The sequence below is a fragment of the Nonomuraea angiospora genome (assembly GCF_014873145.1).
Lineage (GTDB): Bacteria > Actinomycetota > Actinomycetes > Streptosporangiales > Streptosporangiaceae > Nonomuraea > Nonomuraea angiospora.
This window is the reverse complement of sequence record NZ_JADBEK010000001.1, coordinates 11,361,363-11,383,109: the sequence shown is the minus strand read 5'-3', so window position 1 is coordinate 11,383,109 and position 21,747 is coordinate 11,361,363. Positions and strand designations below refer to the sequence as shown.

The 21,747-nt window shown below is 69.0% G+C and carries 19 protein-coding genes and 1 pseudogene; 10 read left to right on the top strand and 10 right to left on the bottom strand.

Annotated features, from left to right (window positions below; all coding sequences use genetic code 11):
• Positions 1-46: 46 nt before the first annotated feature.
• The 3 genes from H4W80_RS52180 (at position 47) to H4W80_RS52170 (ending at position 4,887) form a co-directional block, all read left to right on the top strand.
• Positions 47-2,803, top strand: coding sequence for a glycosyl hydrolase family 95 catalytic domain-containing protein (locus tag H4W80_RS52180; protein WP_192794265.1), 2,757 nt, complete (start codon positions 47-49; stop codon positions 2,801-2,803).
• 65 nt (positions 2,804-2,868) lie between these two features.
• Complete coding sequence (locus tag H4W80_RS52175; protein WP_192791859.1) at positions 2,869-4,503, top strand: lectin; 1,635 nt, start codon at positions 2,869-2,871, stop codon at positions 4,501-4,503.
• A gap of 87 nt (positions 4,504-4,590) precedes the next feature.
• Positions 4,591-4,887 (top strand): hypothetical protein, encoded by a 297-nt coding sequence (locus H4W80_RS52170; protein ID WP_192791858.1) that lies wholly within the window; start codon positions 4,591-4,593, stop codon positions 4,885-4,887.
• A 149-nt stretch (positions 4,888-5,036) separates the two neighbouring features.
• Here H4W80_RS52170 and H4W80_RS52165 read toward each other — a convergent pair whose 3' ends face one another.
• Positions 5,037-5,579, bottom strand: a complete 543-nt coding sequence (locus H4W80_RS52165) for an integrase core domain-containing protein (RefSeq protein WP_225964149.1) — start codon at positions 5,577-5,579, stop codon at positions 5,037-5,039.
• A 102-nt stretch (positions 5,580-5,681) separates the two neighbouring features.
• Here H4W80_RS52165 and H4W80_RS52160 point away from each other — a divergent pair, with 102 nt between their 5' ends.
• Together H4W80_RS52160 and H4W80_RS62045 are read left to right on the top strand one after the other, a co-directional pair.
• Positions 5,682-6,521: an integrase core domain-containing protein gene (locus H4W80_RS52160; protein WP_318787476.1), complete on the top strand. Its 840-nt coding sequence runs from the start codon at positions 5,682-5,684 to the stop codon at positions 6,519-6,521.
• A 40-nt stretch (positions 6,522-6,561) separates the two neighbouring features.
• The gene (locus tag H4W80_RS62045) at positions 6,562-7,341 is read left to right on the top strand and encodes a zinc-binding dehydrogenase (protein WP_225964148.1); all 780 of its coding nucleotides are present in this window, start codon (positions 6,562-6,564) and stop codon (positions 7,339-7,341) included.
• A 49-nt stretch (positions 7,342-7,390) separates the two neighbouring features.
• Here the strand turns inward: H4W80_RS62045 and H4W80_RS52150 are convergent, their stop codons facing one another.
• The gene (locus tag H4W80_RS52150; RefSeq protein ID WP_192791857.1) at positions 7,391-10,312 is read right to left on the bottom strand and encodes an AfsR/SARP family transcriptional regulator; all 2,922 of its coding nucleotides are present in this window, start codon (positions 10,310-10,312) and stop codon (positions 7,391-7,393) included.
• A gap of 257 nt (positions 10,313-10,569) precedes the next feature.
• Between H4W80_RS52150 and H4W80_RS52145 the strand changes: the two genes are divergently transcribed.
• From H4W80_RS52145 to H4W80_RS52135, 3 genes are all read left to right on the top strand, one after another.
• On the top strand, positions 10,570-11,643 hold the full coding sequence (locus H4W80_RS52145; protein WP_192791856.1) for a sensor histidine kinase: 1,074 nt from the start codon (positions 10,570-10,572) through the stop codon (positions 11,641-11,643).
• A 92-nt stretch (positions 11,644-11,735) separates the two neighbouring features.
• Positions 11,736-12,503, top strand: coding sequence for a hypothetical protein (locus H4W80_RS52140; protein ID WP_192791855.1), 768 nt, complete (start codon positions 11,736-11,738; stop codon positions 12,501-12,503).
• Positions 12,500-13,495: an SMP-30/gluconolactonase/LRE family protein gene (locus H4W80_RS52135; RefSeq protein WP_192791854.1), complete on the top strand. Its 996-nt coding sequence runs from the start codon at positions 12,500-12,502 to the stop codon at positions 13,493-13,495. Before H4W80_RS52140 ends, H4W80_RS52135 begins: the two co-directional genes overlap by 4 nt.
• 104 nt (positions 13,496-13,599) lie before the next feature.
• On the opposite strand, the gene H4W80_RS52130 is transcribed toward H4W80_RS52135, so the two are convergent.
• Complete coding sequence (locus H4W80_RS52130) at positions 13,600-14,295, bottom strand: response regulator transcription factor (protein ID WP_318787475.1); 696 nt, start codon at positions 14,293-14,295, stop codon at positions 13,600-13,602.
• Positions 14,296-14,431: 136 nt separating this feature from the next.
• Here H4W80_RS52130 and H4W80_RS52125 point away from each other — a divergent pair, with 136 nt between their 5' ends.
• Both H4W80_RS52125 and H4W80_RS52120 read left to right on the top strand, forming a co-directional pair.
• Complete coding sequence (locus tag H4W80_RS52125; protein WP_192791853.1) at positions 14,432-15,058, top strand: hypothetical protein; 627 nt, start codon at positions 14,432-14,434, stop codon at positions 15,056-15,058.
• A complete protein-coding gene (locus H4W80_RS52120) occupies positions 15,042-15,590 on the top strand; it encodes an OmpA family protein (protein ID WP_225964147.1) in 549 nt (182 codons plus the stop codon). Before H4W80_RS52125 ends, H4W80_RS52120 begins: the two co-directional genes overlap by 17 nt.
• 38 nt (positions 15,591-15,628) lie before the next feature.
• On the opposite strand, the gene H4W80_RS64295 is transcribed toward H4W80_RS52120, so the two are convergent.
• The 7 genes and pseudogenes from H4W80_RS64295 to H4W80_RS52090 all read right to left on the bottom strand — a co-directional run.
• Positions 15,629-16,186, bottom strand: a complete 558-nt coding sequence (locus H4W80_RS64295; RefSeq protein WP_378525849.1) for an MFS transporter — start codon at positions 16,184-16,186, stop codon at positions 15,629-15,631.
• A gap of 202 nt (positions 16,187-16,388) precedes the next feature.
• Entirely contained in the window at positions 16,389-16,523 is a 135-nt protein-coding gene (locus H4W80_RS63190; protein WP_264086036.1) for a hypothetical protein, read from the bottom strand.
• A gap of 306 nt (positions 16,524-16,829) precedes the next feature.
• Positions 16,830-18,008, bottom strand: a complete 1,179-nt coding sequence (locus H4W80_RS52110) for an ABC transporter permease (protein WP_192791851.1) — start codon at positions 18,006-18,008, stop codon at positions 16,830-16,832.
• A 2-nt stretch (positions 18,009-18,010) separates the two neighbouring features.
• Positions 18,011-18,688: an ABC transporter ATP-binding protein gene (locus H4W80_RS52105; protein WP_192791850.1), complete on the bottom strand. Its 678-nt coding sequence runs from the start codon at positions 18,686-18,688 to the stop codon at positions 18,011-18,013.
• The gene (locus tag H4W80_RS52100; protein WP_192791849.1) at positions 18,681-20,441 is read right to left on the bottom strand and encodes a peptidoglycan-binding domain-containing protein; all 1,761 of its coding nucleotides are present in this window, start codon (positions 20,439-20,441) and stop codon (positions 18,681-18,683) included. The genes H4W80_RS52105 and H4W80_RS52100 overlap by 8 nt, the downstream gene beginning before the upstream one ends.
• 1 nt (position 20,442) lies before the next feature.
• Positions 20,443-21,306, bottom strand: coding sequence for a hypothetical protein (locus H4W80_RS52095; RefSeq protein WP_192791848.1), 864 nt, complete (start codon positions 21,304-21,306; stop codon positions 20,443-20,445).
• A gap of 236 nt (positions 21,307-21,542) precedes the next feature.
• A pseudogene (locus tag H4W80_RS52090) lies at positions 21,543-21,701 on the bottom strand (alpha/beta hydrolase family protein); the annotation flags it as partial.
• Positions 21,702-21,747: the final 46 nt, after the last annotated feature.

The following is a 21,747-nucleotide window of genomic DNA, read 5'->3' as shown; positions in this document are numbered from 1 at the left end:
TGTTGACTGCGCGTGACATGCCACGTCCTAACCCCCACAGGTGAGCATGGTGAAGAGGTTGTTACGGTCCCTCCCTCTGCTGGCGCTCGTCGGCGCGTTGCTGTCCGCGACTCCCGCACTGGCCTCGCCGGCCGACGCCGCGTTCGACCAGTCCACGGGAGCGCTCGACGTCGACTACGCGAACTACCTGTCCAAGCACGACATCGTCTACAACAGGCCCAACACCAACCCGCTGTACGGCATGACCGTGGGCAACGGCCGTACCGGAGCGATGGTCTGGAGTCAGAACGGGCTGACGATGCAGACCTCGGGAGTGGACCTGTCCCAGCAGTCCGCGTTCGCGGCAGGGCTGGTCAACCTGGCCACCACCCCGGGCATGGACACCGGCTACACGACCTTCCAGCAGCGGCTGTCCCTGTACGACGGCACCCTCACCACCAAGTACGACTCCAACCGCACTGTCACCGTCATGGGGTCGCCGAACTCCGAGGTGATGGGCATCCACGTGGACGACAGCCGCAGCGGTGTCTCCAGCGTGGCCCTGACCCTGAGCATGTGGGACACGGCGAACCTCTCGAACAGCGGCGACGTGCCCGACCTGAACACCTGGAAGACCGTCTCCACCTTCGCCGACGCGAGCGCGGCCGGCCTGAGCCGGGGGCAGAGCGACGCCAACGGGTTCGGTTACACGCTGGCCGCCACGGTCGAGGGCGCGAGCTACTCCACCCAGGTCGTCGACTCCCGCACGGTACGGCTCACCATCACGCCCACCTCCAGCTACACCATCTGGTTCACCGCGGCCGGCCGGGTCAACGCCCCCAACCGCGACTCGGTGGCGCAGGCCCGCAACCAGCTCGCCGCCGTGAAGTCCACCGGATACGCGACCACGTTCACCAACTACCGCAACTGGTGGCACTCCTTCTGGGCCAAGTCGTTCGTCCAGTATGCAGGTCTCTCCGGCGACGCGGACTACATGGAGAACGTCTACTACCTGTCCACGTACATGATCGCCGCGGGCGGCTACGGCAGCTACCCGTCCCACTTCATCAACGGCGTCTTCAGGGCGACCCAGGACAACACGAAGTGGAGCAACGCGTACTGGTACTGGAACCAACGCGACGTCTACCTGTCCTTCCTCGCCTCCAACCACCCCGACCTCATCGACAGGCACAACAACCTGTACGCCCGGAACTACAACACCCTGAAGTCGTACACCCAGACGCGGTACAACGTGGACGGTCTGTGGGTGCCGGAGACCATGGGCTGGGACGGCAACGCGCGCGGCACCGTCAACAGCGACTACACCAAGAACATCCTTTCGACCGGCTACGAGGCCGCCTACAGCATGTACCTGCGGTACCGGTACACCAACGACGCGAACTACCTGCGCGACGTGGCCTACCCGTTCATGCGCGAGACGGCGAAGTTCTACTCGGCCATGCTCTCCCACGATGCGGCCACGAACACCTATTACATGGCCAACTCCAACTCGCACGAGACGTACTGGAACGTCCGCAACGCGATCACCGACCTGGCCGCCGTGCGCAGCATCTTCCCCCTGACGATCCAGGTCAGCGAGCAACTCGGGGTGGACGCGGGGCTGCGGTCCACGTGGCAGAACGTGCTGGACCACCTGGTGCCCTACGTGGTCTCGAACGGCGCCTACCAGCCGCACCAGCCGCCGATCTCACAGACCAGGAACAACGAGAACGTCTCCGCCGAGCTGATCTGGCCGTACGACCTGACCGGGATCGGCTTCCCCGACTACCAGACCGCGGTCAACACCTGGAACCAGCGGCCCTTCCCCTACGGCAACGTGTGGTCCAACGACGCCGTGCAGGCCGCCCGGCTCGGCCTCGGCGACCAGGCGTACAACGGCATGAAGACCATGCTGCAGAAGTACCAGAACTATCCCAACGGCATGACGAACAACACCAACGGCGTCTTCGAGTACCTCGGCGTGCACCTCACGGCGCTCAACGAGTCGCTCATGCAGAGCTACAACGGCAAGATCCGGGTGTTCCCCGGCGTGCCGGCCGACTCCTCGTTCGTCGGCAAGTTCACTCTGCTGGCCAAGGACGGTTTCCTGGTCAGCTCCGAGCGGGAGGCCGGCGAGGTCAAGTACGTCGGGCTGAAGAGCGCGTACGGCAAGCAGGCCACCGTGGTCAACCCGTGGGGCACCCAACAGGTCCGCGTCCGCCGTACCTCCGACAACGCGACCATCACGACGAGCTCGAGCGCGGAGATCGGCTTCGCCACCGCCGCCGGGTCCGTCTACGTGGTGGAGCGCACCGCGAAGCCGCTCAGCTCGTACGCCACCACCCGGCTCACCGGCGCCGCCAACCAGGGCGTGAAGTCCCTGAGCGGCACCGCCTCCACCCTGGGCCTCCCGACCGGGTCAGCGCCGCCCGGCACGATCAGCCTGCGCTCGCGCGCCAACAACATGTACGTGACCGCGGACAACGCCGGTGCCCAGCCCCTGATCGCCAACCGTACGGCGATCGGCGGCTGGGAGCAGTTCGACCGCGTGGACCTCGGCAGCGGCAACATCGCCCTCAAGGCCAGGGCCAACGGCAAGTACGTCACCGCCGAAAGCGCCGGAGCGCAACCGCTGATCGCCAACCGCGACGCCGTGGGCCCCTGGGAGACCTTCCAGCAGATCAACAACCCCGACGGCACCATCAGCCTCAAAGCCCAGGCCAACGGCAAATACGTCTGCGCCGACAACGCGGGCGCCGCGGCACTCATCGCCAACCGCGACGCCATCGGCCCCTGGGAATCCTTCGACCTCATCACCAACTGACGCTGTGGGCCGCCTCCGGCCGTCGCCGAGGCGGCCCGCGGCGCACATCGACTCGGGAGCATCGCATGCACGTTTCGCGCCGCACCTTCATCACGTCCGCGGTCGCCGGATCCGCGCTGGCCGCCGTCGGGGCCAGGCCCGCCGCGGCGGCCAGCCCGCCCGGCGACGTGGTCGGCAAGATCACGGTGGGCTATCAGGGCTGGTTCGCCTGCATCGGCGACGGCGCCCCCATCAACGCCTGGTGGCACTGGAGCCAGAACAACTCCCAGCCGCCCTCGCCGACCAACACCACCATCGTGGCCTGGCCCGACATGCGGGAGTACACCCGTACCTACAGGACCGCCTACGGCAACCTCGGCAACGGGCAGCCCGCGACCCTGTTCTCCTCCTATGACCAGCAGACCGTCGACACGCACTTCCGCTGGATGCGGGAGAACAACATCGACACCGCCGCGCTCCAGCGCTTCAACCCGAACGGCGGCGAGGGCGCGACCCGCGACGCGATGGCGACCAAGGTCCGCGGCGCCGCCGAGGCCAACGGCCGCAAGTTCTACATCATGTACGACGTGTCCGGCTGGACGAACTTCCAGCCCGAGATCAAGACCGACTGGACCGCCAAGATGTCCGCACTGACCGCATCCCCGATGTACGCCAAGCAGAACGGCAAGCCCGTCGTGTGCGTCTGGGGATTCGGCTTCACCGAGGACAAGCATCCATCCGACGCGGCGGCCTGCCTCGACGTGGTCAACTGGTTCAAGGCCCAGGGCTGCTACGTGATAGGCGGCGTGCCCACCTACTGGCGCCAGGGCATCAACGACTGCCGGCCGGGCTTCATCAACGTCTTCAACGCCCTGAACATGCTCTCGCCCTGGATGGTCGGCAGGATCGGCAAGATCGCCGACACGGACTCGTTCTACACCAACATCAACACCCCCGACCAGGCGTACTGCGACTCCCACGGCATCGACTACCAGCCCTGTGTGCTGCCGGGCGATGTCAAGGGGCGACAGCGGGCGCACGGCGACTTCATGTGGCGGCAGTTCTACAACATGGTCCGCCTGGGCGCCCAGGGCATCTACATCTCGATGTTCGACGAGTTCAACGAGGGCAACCAGATCGCCAAGACCGCGGAGAACGCCTCGATGATCCCGGCCGGCTCCGGCCTGCTCGGCCTGGACGAGGACGGCACGGTCTGCTCGTCGGACTACTACCTGCGGCTCACCGGCGACGGCGGCCGGATGCTCAAGGGCCAGATCGCGCTCACCTCCGTACGCCCGACCCAGCCCGTTGTCGGCACGCCCCCCTCCACCGCGATCAGCCTGCGCTCGCGCGCGAACAACATGTACGTGACCGCGGAGAACGCCGGCGCCCAGCCCTTGATCGCCAACCGCACGGCCGTCGGCGGCTGGGAACAGTTCGATCGCATCGACCTCGGCAACGGCAATATCGCCCTCCAGGCCAGGGCCAACGGCAAATACGTCTGCGCCGACAACGCCGGAGCCTCAGCACTGATCGCCAACCGCGACACCATCGGAGGCTGGGAGACCTTCCAGCTCGTCAGCAACTCCGACGGCACCATCAGCCTCAAAGCCCAGGCCAACGGCAAGTACGTCTGCGCCGACAACGCGGGCGCCGCGGCACTCATCGCCAACCGCGACGCCGTCGGGCCCTGGGAATCCTTCGACCTCGCTTCCGTCTGAGGAAGGACCCTTGAGATGCGGCCTGTCCCTTATGGCGGTTTTCGGCATGCTCCTCGCGATGACCGCCCGTTCACCGACCAATCCCCCGTGTCGGCGGCCGAGGTGCCGTGGACCGGCACCTGGGCGGCGGCCCCGCAGCAGGGCGACGCCTCCTTCAACCAGCAGACGATCCGCCAGATCGTGCACACGAGCATCGGCGGCACGTCCGCGCGCATCCAACTCTCCAACGCGTTCGGCACCCAGTCCGTGACGATCGACAACGTGCACCTGGCCCGGCACTGCGCCTGCCGAGAACCACATCCGCGCACGTCAAGCAGGCTTCGCATCGCTTTCGAAGCGGCTACAAGGCATCCTGGCAAGAGGGCGCACTTCGCCTACCCATGACTACTCGGTGGTTGCTCTTGTGTACGAACCGTGTATCACGGTAGATCATTTAGACCGCCACCGTCAGTTCAGACCCCAGCGACGGTCACCAGAAGATCGAGCCAGACGCTCTGCACGACGTCGCTGGTCAGCGCTGGTCTTATGTGCGGTCAAGCCTTGTCCAGGCCGGCTCTTCTTGCCCGCCAAGCCGTTGGTGACCAGCAGATAAAAGATCCGCTGCTTCTCGCGGCGATCTTGCGGCCGGGCTGTGCGGCTCGGCGGTACTCGTTGATCAATCCGCCGAGTATCTCGTCCTGTTCGATCCGGCCTTCCACCGGCACCGCGCCATGCTGATCGTGATCGGGTGGTCGTTGTCCACGAGCTTGATGCGGTCGATGCGCGTTGTAGTGATCGATGTACTCGTTCAGGGTCGAGCGCAGGTGACGTTCGCCGTAGATCAGCATGCGGTCGGTGCGCTCGGCTCGCGCTGTACGGATCCAGCGCTCGGCATAGCAGTTCGCCCTCGGTGTCCGCGGCGGAGTCTTCAGCACCGCGATGCCTACGGCAGCCAACACCTCATCGAAGACCGCTGCGAACTTGGCGTCCCGATCGCCGATGAGAAAACGGAACGACCCTGCCCGCTCGCCAAGGTCCACCAGGAGATTGCGGGCCTGCTGAGCCGTGTGCGGTGCCAAAAAAATCGTCCATGACATCTGGCCCGACCTTCTATCCTCGGCACTCGTGTTTCTACGCACCGCGCTCTGCTTGCCGCACTGGCACGACTGCTGCCCACTCGGCTTCGCCTCCATCGGATCGTGACGCCGAGCACCTTGTTGGCCTGGCACCGCCGACTGGTCAGCCGACGCTGGACCTACCCGAACGCGACCGGGCGTCCGACGATCCCGGATGAACTGCGTGAGCTGGTGATCCGGCTGGCCAGAGAGAACCCGCGATGGGGGCACCGGCGGATCCAGGGCGAACTGCTCGGCCTCGGCCATCAGATCGGAGAAGGCACCATCCGCCGCATCCTCACCGCGGCCAGCCTCGGCCCAGCACCACGCCAGACCTCACCGACCTGGCGACAGTTCCTCACCTCCCAAGCCTCCGGCATCCTGGCCTACGACTTCCTGCACATCGACACCGTGTTCCTCAAACGCCTGTACCTCTTCTTCGCCATGGAGATCGAGACACGCCGCGTGCACCTGCTGGGCCTCACCTCCAACCCGACCGGCGCATGGACCACCCAGCAAGCCCGGAACCTGCTGATAGACCTGGGCGAGCGCGCCGGCACCTTCAGGTTTCTCATCCGGGACCGTGACGGCAAGTTCTCCCGCTCGTTCGATGAGGTGTTCACCGCCGCTGGTGTAAGGGTCATCAAGACGCCCGTCCGATCGCCAGGGGCCAACGCGTTCGCTGAACGGTTCGTGGGAACGCTACGCCGCGAGTGCCTCAACCACCTGCTCATCCATGGCCAGCGGCACCTGAGTAAGGTCCTGACCGAGTACGAACGCCATTTCAACCATCATCGCCCGCATCAGGGCCGTTCCCTCCGTCCTCCATTGCACGACCCCAGCCAGGTGATCGACATGTCCTCCCGGGTTCACCGCCGAAGGACCGCCACAGGACTGATCAACGAGTACCGCAGAACAGCCTGATCGCTCTACGAACGCCCAGCTCAGGAACAGTATCCGCGTTTTGGCACCGCACACGGCGGAAATAGCGGTCCTGAACCTGGCCCGCCACGAGTTCCGCTACCTCACCGACACCCGCCCTCCGGCACTGCACGTCATCGACCCCGTCGCCCCCGAGCTGATCACTTACCCGGCTCGCGATGGACGCGACGTCCACGCTCTGCTCTACCGCCCGGACGGCCCCGGCCCTCACCCGGTCCTGCTGTCCATCCACGGCGGTCCGGAATCCCAGGAACGCCCCCTCTACGCCCGCTCGGGTCTCTACCAGCATCTTCTCCATCAGGGCATCGCCATCCTGGCCCTCAACTTCGCCGGATCCACCGGCTACGGCGCCGCCCACCAAAAGCTCATCTACTGCGACTGGGGCGGCATCGACCTCGACGACCTGGACCACGCCGTCCAGTACCTCCACGCCCTCGACTGGACCGACCCGAACCGCCTCTCCCACGCCACGACCGATCCGGCCACTCTGCGGGCGGCCGGTTACGACGCCGTCTTCGACACCTTCGGCGCTTTCGTCATCGACGCTGTGGCCGATGGCGGCAGGTACGCCTCGATCGCCACGCAAGCCGGGCCCGTACCCGACCTGTCGCATCGTCGCGTGAAGACCACGGTCAGCCAGGTACGCGAAGACGGCCGCGGACTCGCCGGACTCGCCGCTGCCATTGACGGCGGGCGACTGAAGATCCGGCTCGGCGCGCAGTACCCGGTACACAACGCGAAAGCCGCGCACGAGCACTTTCAGCGGGGAAGGCTGACCGGAAAGATCGCGCTCATCTTCTGAACGAGCATCATCCGGTGATCGGACGCGCAGGCGACGATCGCCCGGAAAGTCAGGTGAACGCGGGATCGTGCGGGCCTCGTTCGTCGAGGGTGGCAAGGGCGGAGCGGGCGCGTTCCGTCCAGTACGGCGAGCCGATGCGTTCCCAGATTCGCTGTGCCTGGATCAGGTAGTGGCGCGCGGTTCCGGTCTGCCCGGTGGCCATGGCCGCGTCGGCGAGGCCGGCCTGTGCCATGGCCTGGCCGAATCGTTGCCCGCAGTCGCGGTAGACCTCCAGGCACCCGTGGAGCAGCCGGGCTCCCTCGGCGGGATCGCCGAGCCGGATACGCAGGAAGCCCAGCCATTGGACGGCGTAGGCCTCGACCAGCCGATCACCGAGTCGCCGGCCGGCCTTCTCGGCTTTCCGGAAGTGCCGTTCGGCGCTGGCGTAGCGTCCGTCGCCCTGGTCGGCCTTGCCCAGGCAGCGTAGGGCCTGCGCCTCGCCGGGCAGGTATCCGGCGCGGCGGCTGAGGCGCAGGCAGGTCGTGAACTGCGCGCGGGCCTCGGCCCAGCGGCGATGCTGCAGGTGCACGACGCCCACACCGTACATGGCATACACCTGGCCGGGAACGTTGCCCAAGTGCGCGCACAGCCGCTCGGCTTGTGCGAAGCAACTGGTCGCCCGGGGGTTGTCGCCGGTCAGCCGATGCAGGTGGCCGAGGCCGGACAGGGCGGCCGCCTGGTACTTGAGATCGCGCAGGCGCCGGGCGTGGGCGAGCGCCTCCTCAAAACAGGCGACGGCGGCGGCGTAGCGGTCCTGAATGGTGTGCAGTTCGCCGAGGTTGCGCAGCATCGCCATCGCGGCCTCATCGTCGCCCGCCTGCCGGGCGGCCTCCAGCACGCGTTCATGCGTGGCGCGCCAATCATCGAAGTACGCACGAGACTCGTAGAAGATCGCGAGCGGAACGGCCAGCCGTGCGGCGGTGCCGGTCGCGCCCGACCGTGCCGCCCCGTCCACCATGGTGCCGAGCGGCACGCGTTCCGCCTCGAACCAGGCCACCGGGTCGGCCACGAGCTTGCGAGCCAACGGCTCGGGCAGGCTCCACGCGACAGCGCGGTGCGGGGTAGGGCCGACAAACCCGACGCCGAACTCCCGCTCCGCCCGCATGACCAGGTCCAGGTACGCACCGCGCAGGCGTTCTGCAGCGGCCCGCCGCCGCCCGGCCGGCACGTCCACCAGGGCACGCTCCCTGCCATAGAGACGGACCAGGTCGTGCAGCCGGTAGCGGCCCTCTCCAGCTGGGAGCAGTACGTTCATCCCGGCCAGCTCGTCCACGATCCGCTCCGCGCACGACGTCGGGGCGTCCAGCACGGCGGCGACCGTCCAACCGGCCAGATCATGCGCGGGTAGCAACATGCTGAGCAGCCGGTACGCCTCCCGGGCAGGCGCTGACAGGCACTGGTCGGCGGAGGCGAGCACGGTCCTGACCTCCAGATCCTCGGCGGCGAGCTCATCGAGGCGACGGCGCTGGTCGCGCAGTGCGGCGTTCAGCTCGGCCAGGCGGCGCTGACTGTTGCCGGTCAGGCGGGCAGCGGCGATGCGGACGGCCAGCGGCAGGTATCCGCAGCGGCGGACGATCCGCGCGGCGGAGCCGGGGTCGGCGGCCACCCGATCGTCACCGACCGCCGAGGCGAGCAGGCTCACCGCCTCCCCGGAGGACAGCGGCCCCAGCCGCACCCGGTCGGCGTCGATCCCGGCGAGCGCGCCGCGGCTGGTCATTAGCAGGGCGCTACCCGGCGACCCGGGCAACAATCCCCGTACCTCGGCGGCACCGGCCACGTCATCCAGCACGATCAGCACCCGCCGCTCGGCCAGCACCGCCCGGTACAGGGCCAGCCGCTCGGCCTCCTGTTCCGGAACGGCCGCGCCGGCGAAGCCGAGCCCGCGTAGCAGGGTGGCGACGGCATCGGCAACCGGGACGGGACTGTCCGAGGAGCCGCGCATCTGCAGGAAGAGCTGCCCATCGGGGTAGTGCGCGCGGGCCGCCCGACCCACGTGCACGGCGAAGGCGGTTTTCCCGGCACCGGGCGGCCCGCTCACCACGACGGCGGCGGGGCGTTCGCATGGGGTGCCGAGCCACGACAGCACGCGGGCACGTTCCTGGGCGCGTCCGACGAAGGCCGGCACGTCGGAGGGAAGCCGGCAGCCGATCTGCGGGGCCGTCCGGGCCACCGCTCCAGTGGGCCGGCCGGGCTGCTCGCCCTGCAGGATGGCTGTCTCCAGCTCGCGCAGGCGGATGCCAGGCTCGATGCCGAGCTCGCGGGTGGTGACGTGCCAGCCCTCCCGGTAGACGCGCAGCGCGTCGGCGGTGCGGCCGTTGCGGTGCAACGCCAGCATCAGCCGGTGGCGCACCCCTTCGTGCAGGGGATGCGCGGCGGACAGTTCGTCCAGCTCGGGGATCAGTTCGGCGTCGCGGTGTGCGGCCTGGTAGGCGTCGGCGAGCAGTTCGAACGCGGCCAAGCGCCGGTGGCCGAGCTGCTCGGCCGTCTCGGCGGTGAACGCGGCCCGCAGGCCGTCCAGCCCTGTTCCCCGCCACAGGCGCAGGGCCTCGCGCAGCGTGGTGATGGCGTCGCCGGACCTGCCGCCGTCCAGGAGCTGCCTGGCCGAGTCGACCTGGTCGTCGAACACGTCCAGGTCGACGCTGTTGGGCGGCGGTCGCAAGAGGTATCCGGCGGGGACGGTGTTCAGGAGATCGCCTCCGGCGCCGGTCGCCTTCAACAGCCCGCGCAGACCCGCGACATGGGCATGGACCTGGGCACGCGCGGTGGCGGGCGGCGTCGACCCCCAGATGCCGGCGATGATCCGGCTCATGGACACCGGCCGGTTGCGGCGCAGGAGCAGCAGGGCCAGCAGCGCCTGCTGCTTGGGTGGACCAAGGGCAGCCGGTACGCCACCGACCAGCATCCGCAGTTCGCCGAGCATGAGGAACTTCACGTGTGTTTCGTACTCGGTGGAAGAGATCGTCAACTCCGCTTGGTCGGCGAGAAGCGCGGCCGGGGGATCGTTTCCATCCTATGAGCGAAACGATTACCGGGGTTTCGGCGTGGCCGGAACCCGTGGTTCGCGTTCCATAGCGGATCCATAGCCGTCCCATCAACCGCCATTGCCAGACTCAGTTCGCGTCCGCTCGGGAGAGGTGGGCGCGCCGGCCGGTGATGGGGGACACGATGACGTGTCGGAGGGGAGGAGCGATGAGGCGACCGCCGGTGGAGGAACTCGTGGAGCGCCGGACCAGGAACGGCGTCCTGGCGACGGCCGCACTCACCACCGCGGGTCACCTGGCCGTAGCCGGATGGGCAGGTGACGAGCGTGCCGGTGGGTTGTGGGACCTGACCCGGGTGCCCTGGCCGATATGGGCGAGTTGGATCTACGTGGTGCTGGGGCTGATGATCTGGTCGCAGCATGGGGGCAGGGTGTTCCCCTTCACCCTTGCTAGCCTCGCGGTCGGGCTGCTCGGCTGGCTGGGAGGCGAACTCCTCGCGGGGACGCCGTTCGATCCCGTCCCCGGCCTGGTCCTGCTGCTCCCCGTGTGCGTGACGTGGCCCGCGGAGACCCTGATCTTGACCGCCCGAGCCCGGCTGCGGCGTGTGCGAACGCTGGCCGCAGAAAACGCACGGCTGCACCGCGAAGTCGAGGACGCCAGGGTCAGGGCCATCGAGGCCATGGACGCCGGGCGCCGCAGCGTCGAGCGTGATCTGCACGATGGCGCGCAGCAGCGCCTGGTCAACCTGAGCCTGTCACTCAGCCTCGCCCAGACCCGGTTCACCGGACCCCCGGAGGCGAGCGCGGCTCTGGACCGGGCGATGACCGAGCTGGACGCGGCCCTCGAAGAGCTGCGCGAGCTGGCCCACGGCATCCATCCCGCCATTCTGTCCGCCTCGGGGCTCGGCCCGGCGCTGCGGTCACTGGCCGAACGCGCCGCCTTGCCGGTCGTGCTGACCGGCCTCCCCGCCCGCCGGCTGCCGCCCCGCGTCGAGGAGACCGCGTACTTCGTCGTCTCCGAGGCCATCGCGAACGCCTGCAAGCACGCTCGGGCGAGCGAGGCCGTCGTCGCGCTCGATGACACCGGCGACGAGTTGCGCCTGACGGTGAGCGACGACGGCGTGGGCGGCGCCGACCCTGGCGGGCACGGCCTGCGTGGTCTTGCCGATCGGGTCACCGTGCTGGGCGGCCGGTTCGCCGTCGAGAGTCCGCCCGGGCAGGGCACTCGGATCGCAGCGGTCCTGCCCGTCGCATCACCTGGACGATTGCGAGATCAGGGTTAACCCTCTGGAAAGGGGTCCAGCGGGCCACGACGATGATCAGAGCGTTCTGGCCGGTTCTGACCTCTTGGAGTGTGGTGAAATTGAGAATTTTCATGACCGCGGCCGCCGCGTTGGCCGCCTTGTCCATGCTCGCGTCCGCCGCGAACGCGAGCGCCGCCCCGCCCGACCCCGCGCCCGGCGGGCCGCAGCGCCCGTACGAGCCCGACGTCGAGGGCACGAGGAACATAGACGCGTTGTCGGTTACGGCGACCCGCGGTGCCGGCCGGAGTGTGACGCTGGCCTTCGATCGGCGGAGCCGGGCCGAGACGGGGCAGGTTCCGGCCGGGGCCCGGCGGTTCGTGTTCCTTTTCGACCGTTCGGTGAGCTTCAATCCCGGCGCCTTTCCCACCTGCGCGCGTGCGGTGATCGAGAAGCAGGGGGCGCGAGCGTGCCCGGCGGGGGCGCGGATCGGCGGTGGCCTCGGCGAGTCGGCGGACGGGCAGTCGCAGGAGGTACTGGCCTTCAACACGCGGATCGGGCGGCTTCCTGGGGTCCTGGTGGTGCTGCCCGCCTCCGGGGTGATCCTGGAGCAGACCTTGGAACGGGTCGCGGATCCGTACCGGAAGGACTACCGGTGGGCGCTGGACGAGATCCTGCCGCCCACGTCCGTGCCGCCGCAGGACCGCCCGGGGACCACGCGGTTCCAGCTCTCCTTCGGCGCGACGCGGCAGCATCAGGGCCGTACGGTCGGTTTCGCCGAGACCAGTGCCAAGCCGGGCGACGTGCTGGACTTCGGGTTGTGGAGCGAGTTCGTGACCGGCCAAGTCGTTCTGCCCACCGTCCGGACACCGCTGCTGGCCGATCAGGAGGACGGGCGATGAGCGGGATCGTTCCGTCCCGGCGGTCGGTCGTGGCCGGGGTCGCCGGGATGACACTGGCCGCTACCATACCGGCCGGGCGGGCCTCCGCCGGATCGGTGGAGCCGCTTGCCGAGGGGTACGTCATCCCCGGCGAGCGGGCCTTCCCCACCGGCATGGCCTATGACCGTCGTACCGGGCACTTCTACGTGGGCAGTGCCGAGGACGGCGCCCTCTACCGCGGGCACCTGACCCGACCGGAGGCCGAGGTGTGGTCGCCCAAGGAGCAGGACAGCCGTCGCGTCACCTCCGGGATGACGCTCGATCGCGACGGCCGGCTTTACGTCGGCGGCGCCGACACCCACACCCTGCGCGTCTACGACACCCGCACCCGCCGTCTGCTGGCCACCATGAACGGCGCCGTCAGCGGCTTCCTCAACGAGATCACCGTGGCCGACGACGGTCTCGCCTACGCCACGGACTCGTATGTGCCGGTCATCTACCGAGTGGCCCGCGAGGGCGGCCGTTGGCGGATCGAGCACTGGCTGGACGTGGCCGCGTCGCCCATCGACTGGGTGGACGGCGCGGTCAACCTCAACGGCATCCTCACCGCCGGCCGTCACCTGCTCACCGTCAACAGCAACACCGGGCAACTGTGGCGAATCGACCGGCACACCCGCCAGGCCGTGCAGGTCGATCTCGGCGGTCACCCGCTGCGTAACGGCGACGGCCTGGCGCTACGCGGCGACCTGCTGTACGTGGTGCAGGGCAGCTACTACGAAGGCGCCCGCCCTCAGGTCACCGTGCTGACGATGGCCAACGACCTGTCGCGGGGCCGCTACAGCGCCAGGTACGATCCGCCCGGCGGCTTCCTGCACCCGAGCGCCATCGCCCTCACCGCTCGGCATGCCCTGGTCGTGAACAGTCAGTACAACCGCTGGCGCGAGGGCCTGCCGCCGGTGACCCCGTTCAGGATTTCGACCGTCCCCTTGGCCGGCGCGCAGCCTCCGAGTTGAGCGCCCGATCCCGTTGACCGCCGAGGGGGAGGGTCAACGGGATCGTCCGGGACCCCCAGCACTCGTGGAACGCGAACCAACGACCACGTTCAGCCCGGGAGGCATCAGCGGCGCAGATACGCGAGAACCGCGAGAACCCGGCGATTGTCGTCCTCCGTGAGTGCCAGGTCGAGCCGGTCGAAGATGTTGCGTACGTGCGCCTCGATCGTCTTGACGGTGACGCTCATCGCCTTGGCGATGGCCGTGTTGGTACGCCCCTCGGCCATCAGGCCCAGGACCTCGCGCTCCCGGTCGGTCAGCTCGCCGAGCGGATCTCGCGTACGCCGTCGCCGCAGCAGCCGGTCCACCACCGAGGGATCGAGGACCAGGCCGCCCGCTCCGACGCGCCGGACACCGCTCTCCAGGTCACCCAACCGGGTGACCCGGTCTTTCAGCAGATAACCCGCGCCCCCTCCACCGCAGGATTCGACCTCCTCGAAGAGCTGGGCGGCGTAGTGCGTCTCGACGTACTGCGAAAGGATCAGCACACCGAGGCCGGGGTGCTCGGCACGCAGCTCGCGCGCCACGGTGAGCCCCTCGGCGGTGTACGTGGGCGGCATGCGGATGTCCACCACGACCACGTCGGGCGGGTCCTTGCGTACGAGACTGGCGAGCCAGGCGGCGTCGCCGGCCTGACCCATGACGTCGAATCCGCGCTCGGTGAGCAGCCGCGCGAGCCCTTCGCGAAACAGCAGCGAGTCGTCGGCGACCATCACCCGCATCCGCCACTGGCCTTCCATGAGCTGATAGATCGTCGTCAACCCTATGGTCAGGAAAGCCGCTCCGCGTACGGCAGGAGTAGGGATAACCCCATGGCCGGCGCGGCCACCGGCCGAAACGATGGCATCGCCCCCTGCCGGTTCAAGACCGCCGGACGAGCAATGAGGATCTTCTTTGATGAGAAAGACCATCGTGGCCGCGATGCCCGCTCTCGCGCTCGCGTTGTCCGCGTGCGCGGGGACGGGCCTGCCCAGCGAAAGCGGCGGCGCGGAGCGCCAAACCGGCGCGCAGGCGGAACGGGCCCCTGCCGGTGCCGCGCCCGAAGTCGCCCCGAGCGCGCCGCCGCAGCCGTCTGCGACCGGCTCCTCGGCGGAGCCGTCCGGGACCAGCGCCTCACCGGCGCCACAGGAACCGGTCGCATCCCGGAAGTTCGGCCTTGACGGCCGCCAGATGACCCTGGTCATCACCCAACTCCGTCGCGAGGGCAAGACCACCACCTTGAACTTCACCCTCACCCACGAGGACGGGCCGGCCTGGCGGATCGGCCACGACCTGGGACAGGGCCCCCTCGACTACACGGTCGGAGGCATTTCCCTGGTGGACACCGGCAACGCCAAGCGCTACCGGCCCGGCCGTACCGGTACGAAGAGTTGCCTGTGCTCCGAGACCAGCGGCGGCAAGCCCATCGAGGAGGGCAGGAGCTATCCCTTCTACGCGATGTTCGCCGCCCCGCCCCCCGAAGTGACCAAGGTCCACATCGAAATCCCGCAGTTCGGGATCATTACCGATGTACCGATCTCCTGAGCGCTTCCTGGGCCTCGCGGTCGTCATGATGCTCGCCACCGGAACACCCGATCCGGTCGGCGGAACGTTCCCCGTGGAGGACATCAGGCAGGCTGTCGAGAGCATCCGGCTCACTGTGGAGTCTCTGGACGCCACCGAGAGCGAGACCCGTGACGACAGGATCGTCACCGTCACGCTGACCAGCGACGTCCTCTTCGCCCTCGACAAGTCCGACATCACGGCGAAGGTCAGGGACCGGCTGGCGAAGGTCGCCGAGCAGATCAGTACGGACTCTGCCGGAGACACCGTCAAGATCGCCGGTCACACCGACGACCAGGGCACCGACGCCTACAACCTGCGCCTGTCACAGCGCCGTGCGGAGGCCGTGCGCGGCACGCTCGCCGGACTGGTCGCCGGACGCTCCATCACCTTCGAGGCCGTCGGCCACGGCGAGGCCGAACCCCGGGTGCCCAACATCGTCGGCAACAAGCCCAACGCGAAGAACCGGGCACTCAACCGCCGGGTGGAGATCGTCTACACCGCCGAGCAGTAAAGATCGGAGATCGGGTAGGCCCGCGGAGGAGGTACAGGTCAGCGGGTCATGGTCCGCCAGGCGACGGCGATCGGCACCGCCGCGAGTATGCCGGCCACTCCGACGATCGCGATGGCGGTGGCCGGATCCGAGAGCTCGGCCAGCAGGCCGCCCGCGGCGATCCCGAGCCCCTGGGCCGGGATCACCCCGGATCCGGCCAGCCCGACCGCCTGGCGGCGGCGGTGGTCCGGCACCGCCCTGACGAACTCGGCGTTGGCCGTGACCTGGTAGGCGGAGAACACCCCGATCAACGTCCAGAGCACGACAGAACCGGCCACCCCCGGTTCGAAGGCTGCGAACACCAGAGGCACGCTGGTCAGAATGGCCAGCGGTCCCAGCAGGGTCAGCCGTGCACGCGAAGACACATACCTGGCGAAGACCGTCACACCGGCCAGCGTCCCGAGCGGAGCCGCGGCCATCAGCATCCCGGCCACCGGCTCCTCCAACAGCCCGATGTCGTGGTAATGCCGGACAGTCTTCAGCGTCGTGCCCGCGAGCTCGGCCACCTCACGAGTGCTCCATCCGAGGTTTTTCTGCACCGGGGCATTCCACCCCATGCCCCTACGGCACAGTCAAGGTCGCCAGAGCCCAAAGCGACTCACGGACAGCGAAATCGCCCTCCCGTGACTCGTGAAGCAGTGGGAGATCGGACCGGTGATCGTGCTCGACGGCCGAAATAGGAGAGGACAGTGACCCAAGCCGTCGCCATCGGGTACGGCCGGGACGCAGAACCGCGTCCCGGCCGTACGGCTGTCGAGGTCAGTTCGCGATCGGAGTGGACGCCTCGCAGACGACGTCCCGCTTCGGCAGGACGCCGTCGACCAGCCAGGCGGTGCCGACGTTCAAGGCGCACGGGTTGTCGTCGAAATCGCCACGAATCAGGGCGGGGCTCACCCGAGGTGATTCCGGGGGAAGACCGCAGCCAGAGTCAGAAGGGCGCTCTGACAATCGGAATGTGACACTCGGACGTGTGCCCGGTGATCGGCTTGCAAGGCGATTGCAGGCCACGACCATGCGGGTTTGGATTGCGCGGCTCTTGCCCTTGCTGCGGCCGGGCCGGGTGGCGTCGGCGCGACCCTCTGTGTCAGGCCTGGCGCCGTTGACGAGGCTTCGGATGGCGATCCCGGTGGGGCTGGCCTCAGCGGGGAATGAGATGGTGACCTCGCTTCTGGCAAGTCTGCCGAGCCCCCCCAAGAACGGTCATCGCAGTGCGTCGACCGGCTCCATGCGAGCGGCTCGCAGCGCCGGATACAGGCCCGCCAGGAGCCCCACCAACGCACCCGCCACCGGCGCGGCCAGCGCCAGCCGTAGGTCGAGGACCGGGGTCCACTGGCGTACGGCCGCCACCGCGACCACGGTCACCATCCCCAGGCTGGCTCCGATCACCCCGCCGGTCAGCCCGGTCAGGCTGGACTCCAACAGAAACTGGGCGGCGATGTGCCGGCGGGCCGCGCCCAGCGCACGGCGCAGGCCTATCTCGGCGACCCGCTCCATGACCGTGACAAGGGTGACGTTCGCGATGCCCACCGCCCCGACGACCAGGGAGACCAGACCGAGGACGAGGAAGAGGCCGTTGACGTCGTCCTGGGCACCGTCCCGCACCCGCTTGGCACTGGGTGGGGCGATCACCTGCAGTTCCCCGCTGCGGTCGGGGCTGAGCGCGAGCGGCGCCTGGCGGGCGATGAGCTCGGCGGCGCCCAGCTGAGTGGCGACCAGGACGCGGGTGACGTCCTTCAAACCGAAATCGGGACCCAGGGCAGGCGGGACGAGCACCGCGCTGGCCAGGATCTGCTCGCGCCTCAGGCCGCTGATGATGCCGATGACCGTGTAGGCCCGGTCCTTGATGAACACCGCCGGCGAGTGCTCCAGGCTGGTGATCCCGAGCATCTCGGCGGCCTGCTCCCCCAGCACGACCACCCGATCGCGGCGGGCCACGTGGCCGGCGTCGTAGAACCGCCCGGCCGCCATCCGGCCGCGGGTGGTCTCCGGCAGGTCGGGGGTGGCCGCGACGACCGCGAGGGTCTGCCCGGTCACCCGGGTCGGGTCGAGCAGGTTGTTGGCGGTCACGACGAGGTTGGAGCTCGCGTCGCTCTGCGCCAGCGCGGTCGCCGACGTCACGCCGCGCAGGCGCCGCAGCTCCTTGGCCGCCTCCCAGGTGACCAGGGGGTTGTGGCCGCCACGCGGCACCTCGACGGTGATGCTGGTGGCCAGCAGCTCGTCGAAGCGGCCGACGATCTGGTTGCCCGCGGTCGCCGCGATGCCCAGGGTGACCACCAGCGTGGTGATGCCCAGAACGGTGCCGAGGGTGGTCAGGGCAGAGCGCATCGGGCGGGCGAGCATCCCGGCGAGAGACTCAGCCCACAGGTCGCGGAGATCCATGCTCACCCCTGCTCGGTGAGGACGCCGTCGCCGATGCGCACCCGGCGTTTGGCCCTGGCGCTCACCTCGTCCTCGTGCGTGATCACCAAGACGGTGAGGCCGTCGGCGCGCAGGGCGTCGAACAGGTCGAGGATGGCCGCGGTGTTGCGGCTGTCGAGGTTGCCGGTCGGCTCGTCGCACAGCAGCAGGGCGGGCCGGGCCATCAGCGCTCGGGCGATGGCCACACGCTGGCGCTCGCCGCCCGACAGCCGGTCGGGGACGAAGCCGACGCGATGGCTCATGCCTACCTGATCAAGCGCTTGCTCGGCACGTGCCCGCCGGCCGGCGCGCGGATGCTGCCCGTACACCTCGGCGAGCATCACGTTCTCCACGACCGTCCGATGGGACAGCAGGTGGAAGGACTGGAAGACGAAGCCGATGCGGGTGCCGCGCAGCCGGGTCCGCGCGCCGTCGCGCAGCGTCGTGGTCTCGACGCCGTCCAGCCGGTAGGAGCCGGAGGTCGGCCGGTCCAGCAGTCCCAGGATGTTGAGGAGGGTGGACTTGCCGGAGCCGGACGGTCCGATGATGGCCACGTAATCGCCGGGGTCGACGCGCAGGTCCGCCTCGGCCAGCGCGCGCACCGGCGGGTCCGCCGGAAACTCGCGGGAGACGGCGGTCAGTTCGATGACGGGCTCAGGCATCGCTCACCACGACCCGGTCGCCCTCCTTGAGCTCGCCCGCCCGCATTGGAGTGACCTCCACGTCCCCATCGGCGGTCAGCCCGGTCCGGACCTCGACCTCGCGGATACGGTCACCGTCCAGCGCCACCCGGACCCGCGGCTGACCGTCGGCGGAGGTGACCACGGCGGACACCGGCACGGCCAGCACCTCGCCCTCGGTCGAACCGACCGAGATCCGCACCGTCATCGGCGAGCCGACCAGCGACTTGAGCCCCTTGGCCGAGCCAGGCGTGAGCAGAATGGGCACCGAGCCGGTGTCCGACCCGTCGTCTTTCTCGCCTTCCCCGCTCTCCGCCGGCGTCAGGCGGGCCTCCTCACCGGTTGCGGTGAGTGTGGCGGGCAACTGGGTGCCATCCATGGTCTCCATGTCGGCTTCTTGGCCCGGGCGCAGCAGCTTGGCCTCCTTGGCGTCGACCGACCCGGTGACCGCGAAGGCGGAGCTGGTCACGGTGGCGACCTTGCCCTCGATGGTGTCGCCAGGCTTGACCTCCGCCTTGTCGATGCGGGCGGGCAGGGCCGGCAGGAAGACGATCTCCCCGGCCGGCACGCTCACGCCGTACGTCTTGCGGTACTCGGCCAGCACGGTGTTGGCGTCGGCCAGGTTGGCCTTGCTGTGAGCGACCTTCATCCGCAGCGGCGAGACCTTCCTGGCCCGGCTGAGCTCCTGGGCGGCGGTGGCCTCGGCCTCCTTCGCGGTGCGCACGGCCTTGCGCAGCTCCTCCAGCCGTTTGCCCCGCTCGATCCGGACCTGCTCCTCGTACGCGGTCACCGCCTGCTGGGCGTCGTCGAGATCCTGCCGGGCGTTGGCCGCCTTCATCTCCAGCAGGCTCGTGTCCACCGGGCTGGACGTGGGCGCGGGCGCGGGCGTCGTTGTCGAGGTGGGGGTGGGGACCGGTTTCCTGGCCTCCGCCAGCGCCTGCTCGGCCGCGAGGGACTGCTCCTCGGCGGCTCGTACGGCACGCCGCAGCGCGGCCAGCTGGGTGTCCTGCTCCGGCGTGATCTCCGGAGCCTCCTTCAACGCCTCCTGGGCGGAGCGCAGGTCGCGGCGGGCGTTGTCGCGGCGCAGTCGCAGCGGCCGCACGTCCAGCCCCTCGTCCAGGGCCTTGCGATCGGCGGCCAGGGTCTCCTGGGCGGACCGTACGGCCTGCTGCAGCTGCTGCAGCGTTTTGCGTGATTCCAGGTCGGGTTCCTGGGCCTTGTAGCCGCGCTTGGCGTACCAGCGCTTGACCGCCGCCATCGTGGCCGCGTCGAAGACGCCCGTCCCCTTCACCCGCAACGCGCGCTGGAGTTGCTTGACGTCGTCGCCCTCGGTGCCCGGCACGAGCGGCCGGTACATCGGCTTCTTGCCCTCCAGCGCGAACACCGGCCGCCCGTTGACCTGCATCAGCACCTGTCCCGCACGGATCGGGCCGGGTCTGGGCGCCGTGGTGACGCGCTGCGGCGTGCCGCCCGCACCGGTGGCGATGCCGCTCCCGCCGACCGTGCCGGCAAGCGTGACCGGCAGCGGCGATCCGTACGTGAGAGTGCCACTGACCGTGACGGTACTGGTGAGCTTGCGCCGCTCGGCCGGCGCCGTGACCAGGGAGGGCTTGGGCGCGCGGCGCGCGGACGCCTCGTCGGCCGGCGAACGCAGCCGCGAGCCGACCGCCCACCCCACCCCGGCGATCACCAGCACCCCCGCCATGACCAGGGCGAGCACTCTTGACCTGCGCACGTCACCCCTTGACCGCGACGGTCATGCCCAGGCCGGGCAGGAGTTCGGCGCGCTTGTAGACCTCGTTCGCCTTGGGGCGGTAGGCGGCGTAGAAGTCCTTGCCGCACTCCAGGTCGTCCAGGGCCGCCTTGATCTCGCGCTGCAACATGGGCCGCGCCTCGTCCGCCGTCGGCGGCTGCTTCCCGCCGAGCTTGCCGAACTCCGTCATGAACGTGCTCTCGGTGCTGCGCGCGATGTCGGAGGGACGCTGCGAGGTGACCTTGTAGCCCTTGCCCTTCAGGCAGTCGGCGAACGCGCTCGCCAGCTCCACCAGCTTGGGATCCCCGTCGATCTCGCGGCTGATGATCTGCTTCATCATCTCGCTCTGGGCCTCAGCCGCCTCCTGCATCGACTTGAGCTTCTTGCCGGTGGCCTTGTTGATCATCTCCAGGTTGCAGGCCTCCATGGCCTGGAAGTACGCGTCCTGCTGCGCTTTCGACAGCCCGGCGATGACCTTGGCGTTGGGGTCGTCCCCGGTGTCACCCTCACCTATCCGGCGGGCCATCCGGCCGACACCGTCGTTCGGGTAGATGACGGAGGCGGCGAACCCGAAACCGTACTTGCTTCGATATTTCTTCATTGCGGGATAATCGCCGGACATCTCCTGCTTGACGGCGTCCGGTAACTCCGGCATGGACACGACTGGGTGGTAGGTGAATCCCTTGCCCTTCATGCAGGTGGCCAGCTGAGTCTGGGCCTGGCGCTGCTGGTTGGCGGGATCCGCGGAGGGCGTCGCAGCCGCCTCGATCCCGCCGGACGAGGCGCAGCCCGAGAGGGTCGCCAAGATGGCCGTAGCGATCGCGAGCAACACTCGGGAGTTGGTCATGGGGCTTCACTCTCACGAGTGCAAGCTGAAGCGAGCCTGAAGGCGGCTGAACAAGGTTTTAGGCCGCGGCACGGGCACTCTGGCCTGGGCGGTCACCACCAGCGGCAATCGCGCGGCACCATCCCTGATGATCAGCGGCATGCCGGCGATGCCGTCCCCGACACGGCGCCCTACTCCGGCACCGGCCGGTGGCCGGTGGCCGGTGGCCAAGTATCGCGGCAAGCCGTCCACCCTGCGTGGGCCTTGCCGTAACCGGTGGAGCCCCGGAAGTCGACCTGTAGCACCGCGTAGCCGCGGTTGGCCAGGAGCTGCACCTCTGGGTCGTAGCACCAGCTGTCGCGGTACCACGGTCCGCCATGCACCAGCAGCACGGTCGGCAGTTCGCGCGGTTCGACTCTCCGAGTTCACGCAGCATCGACCGGCGAGGCGACCCGTTGGCCT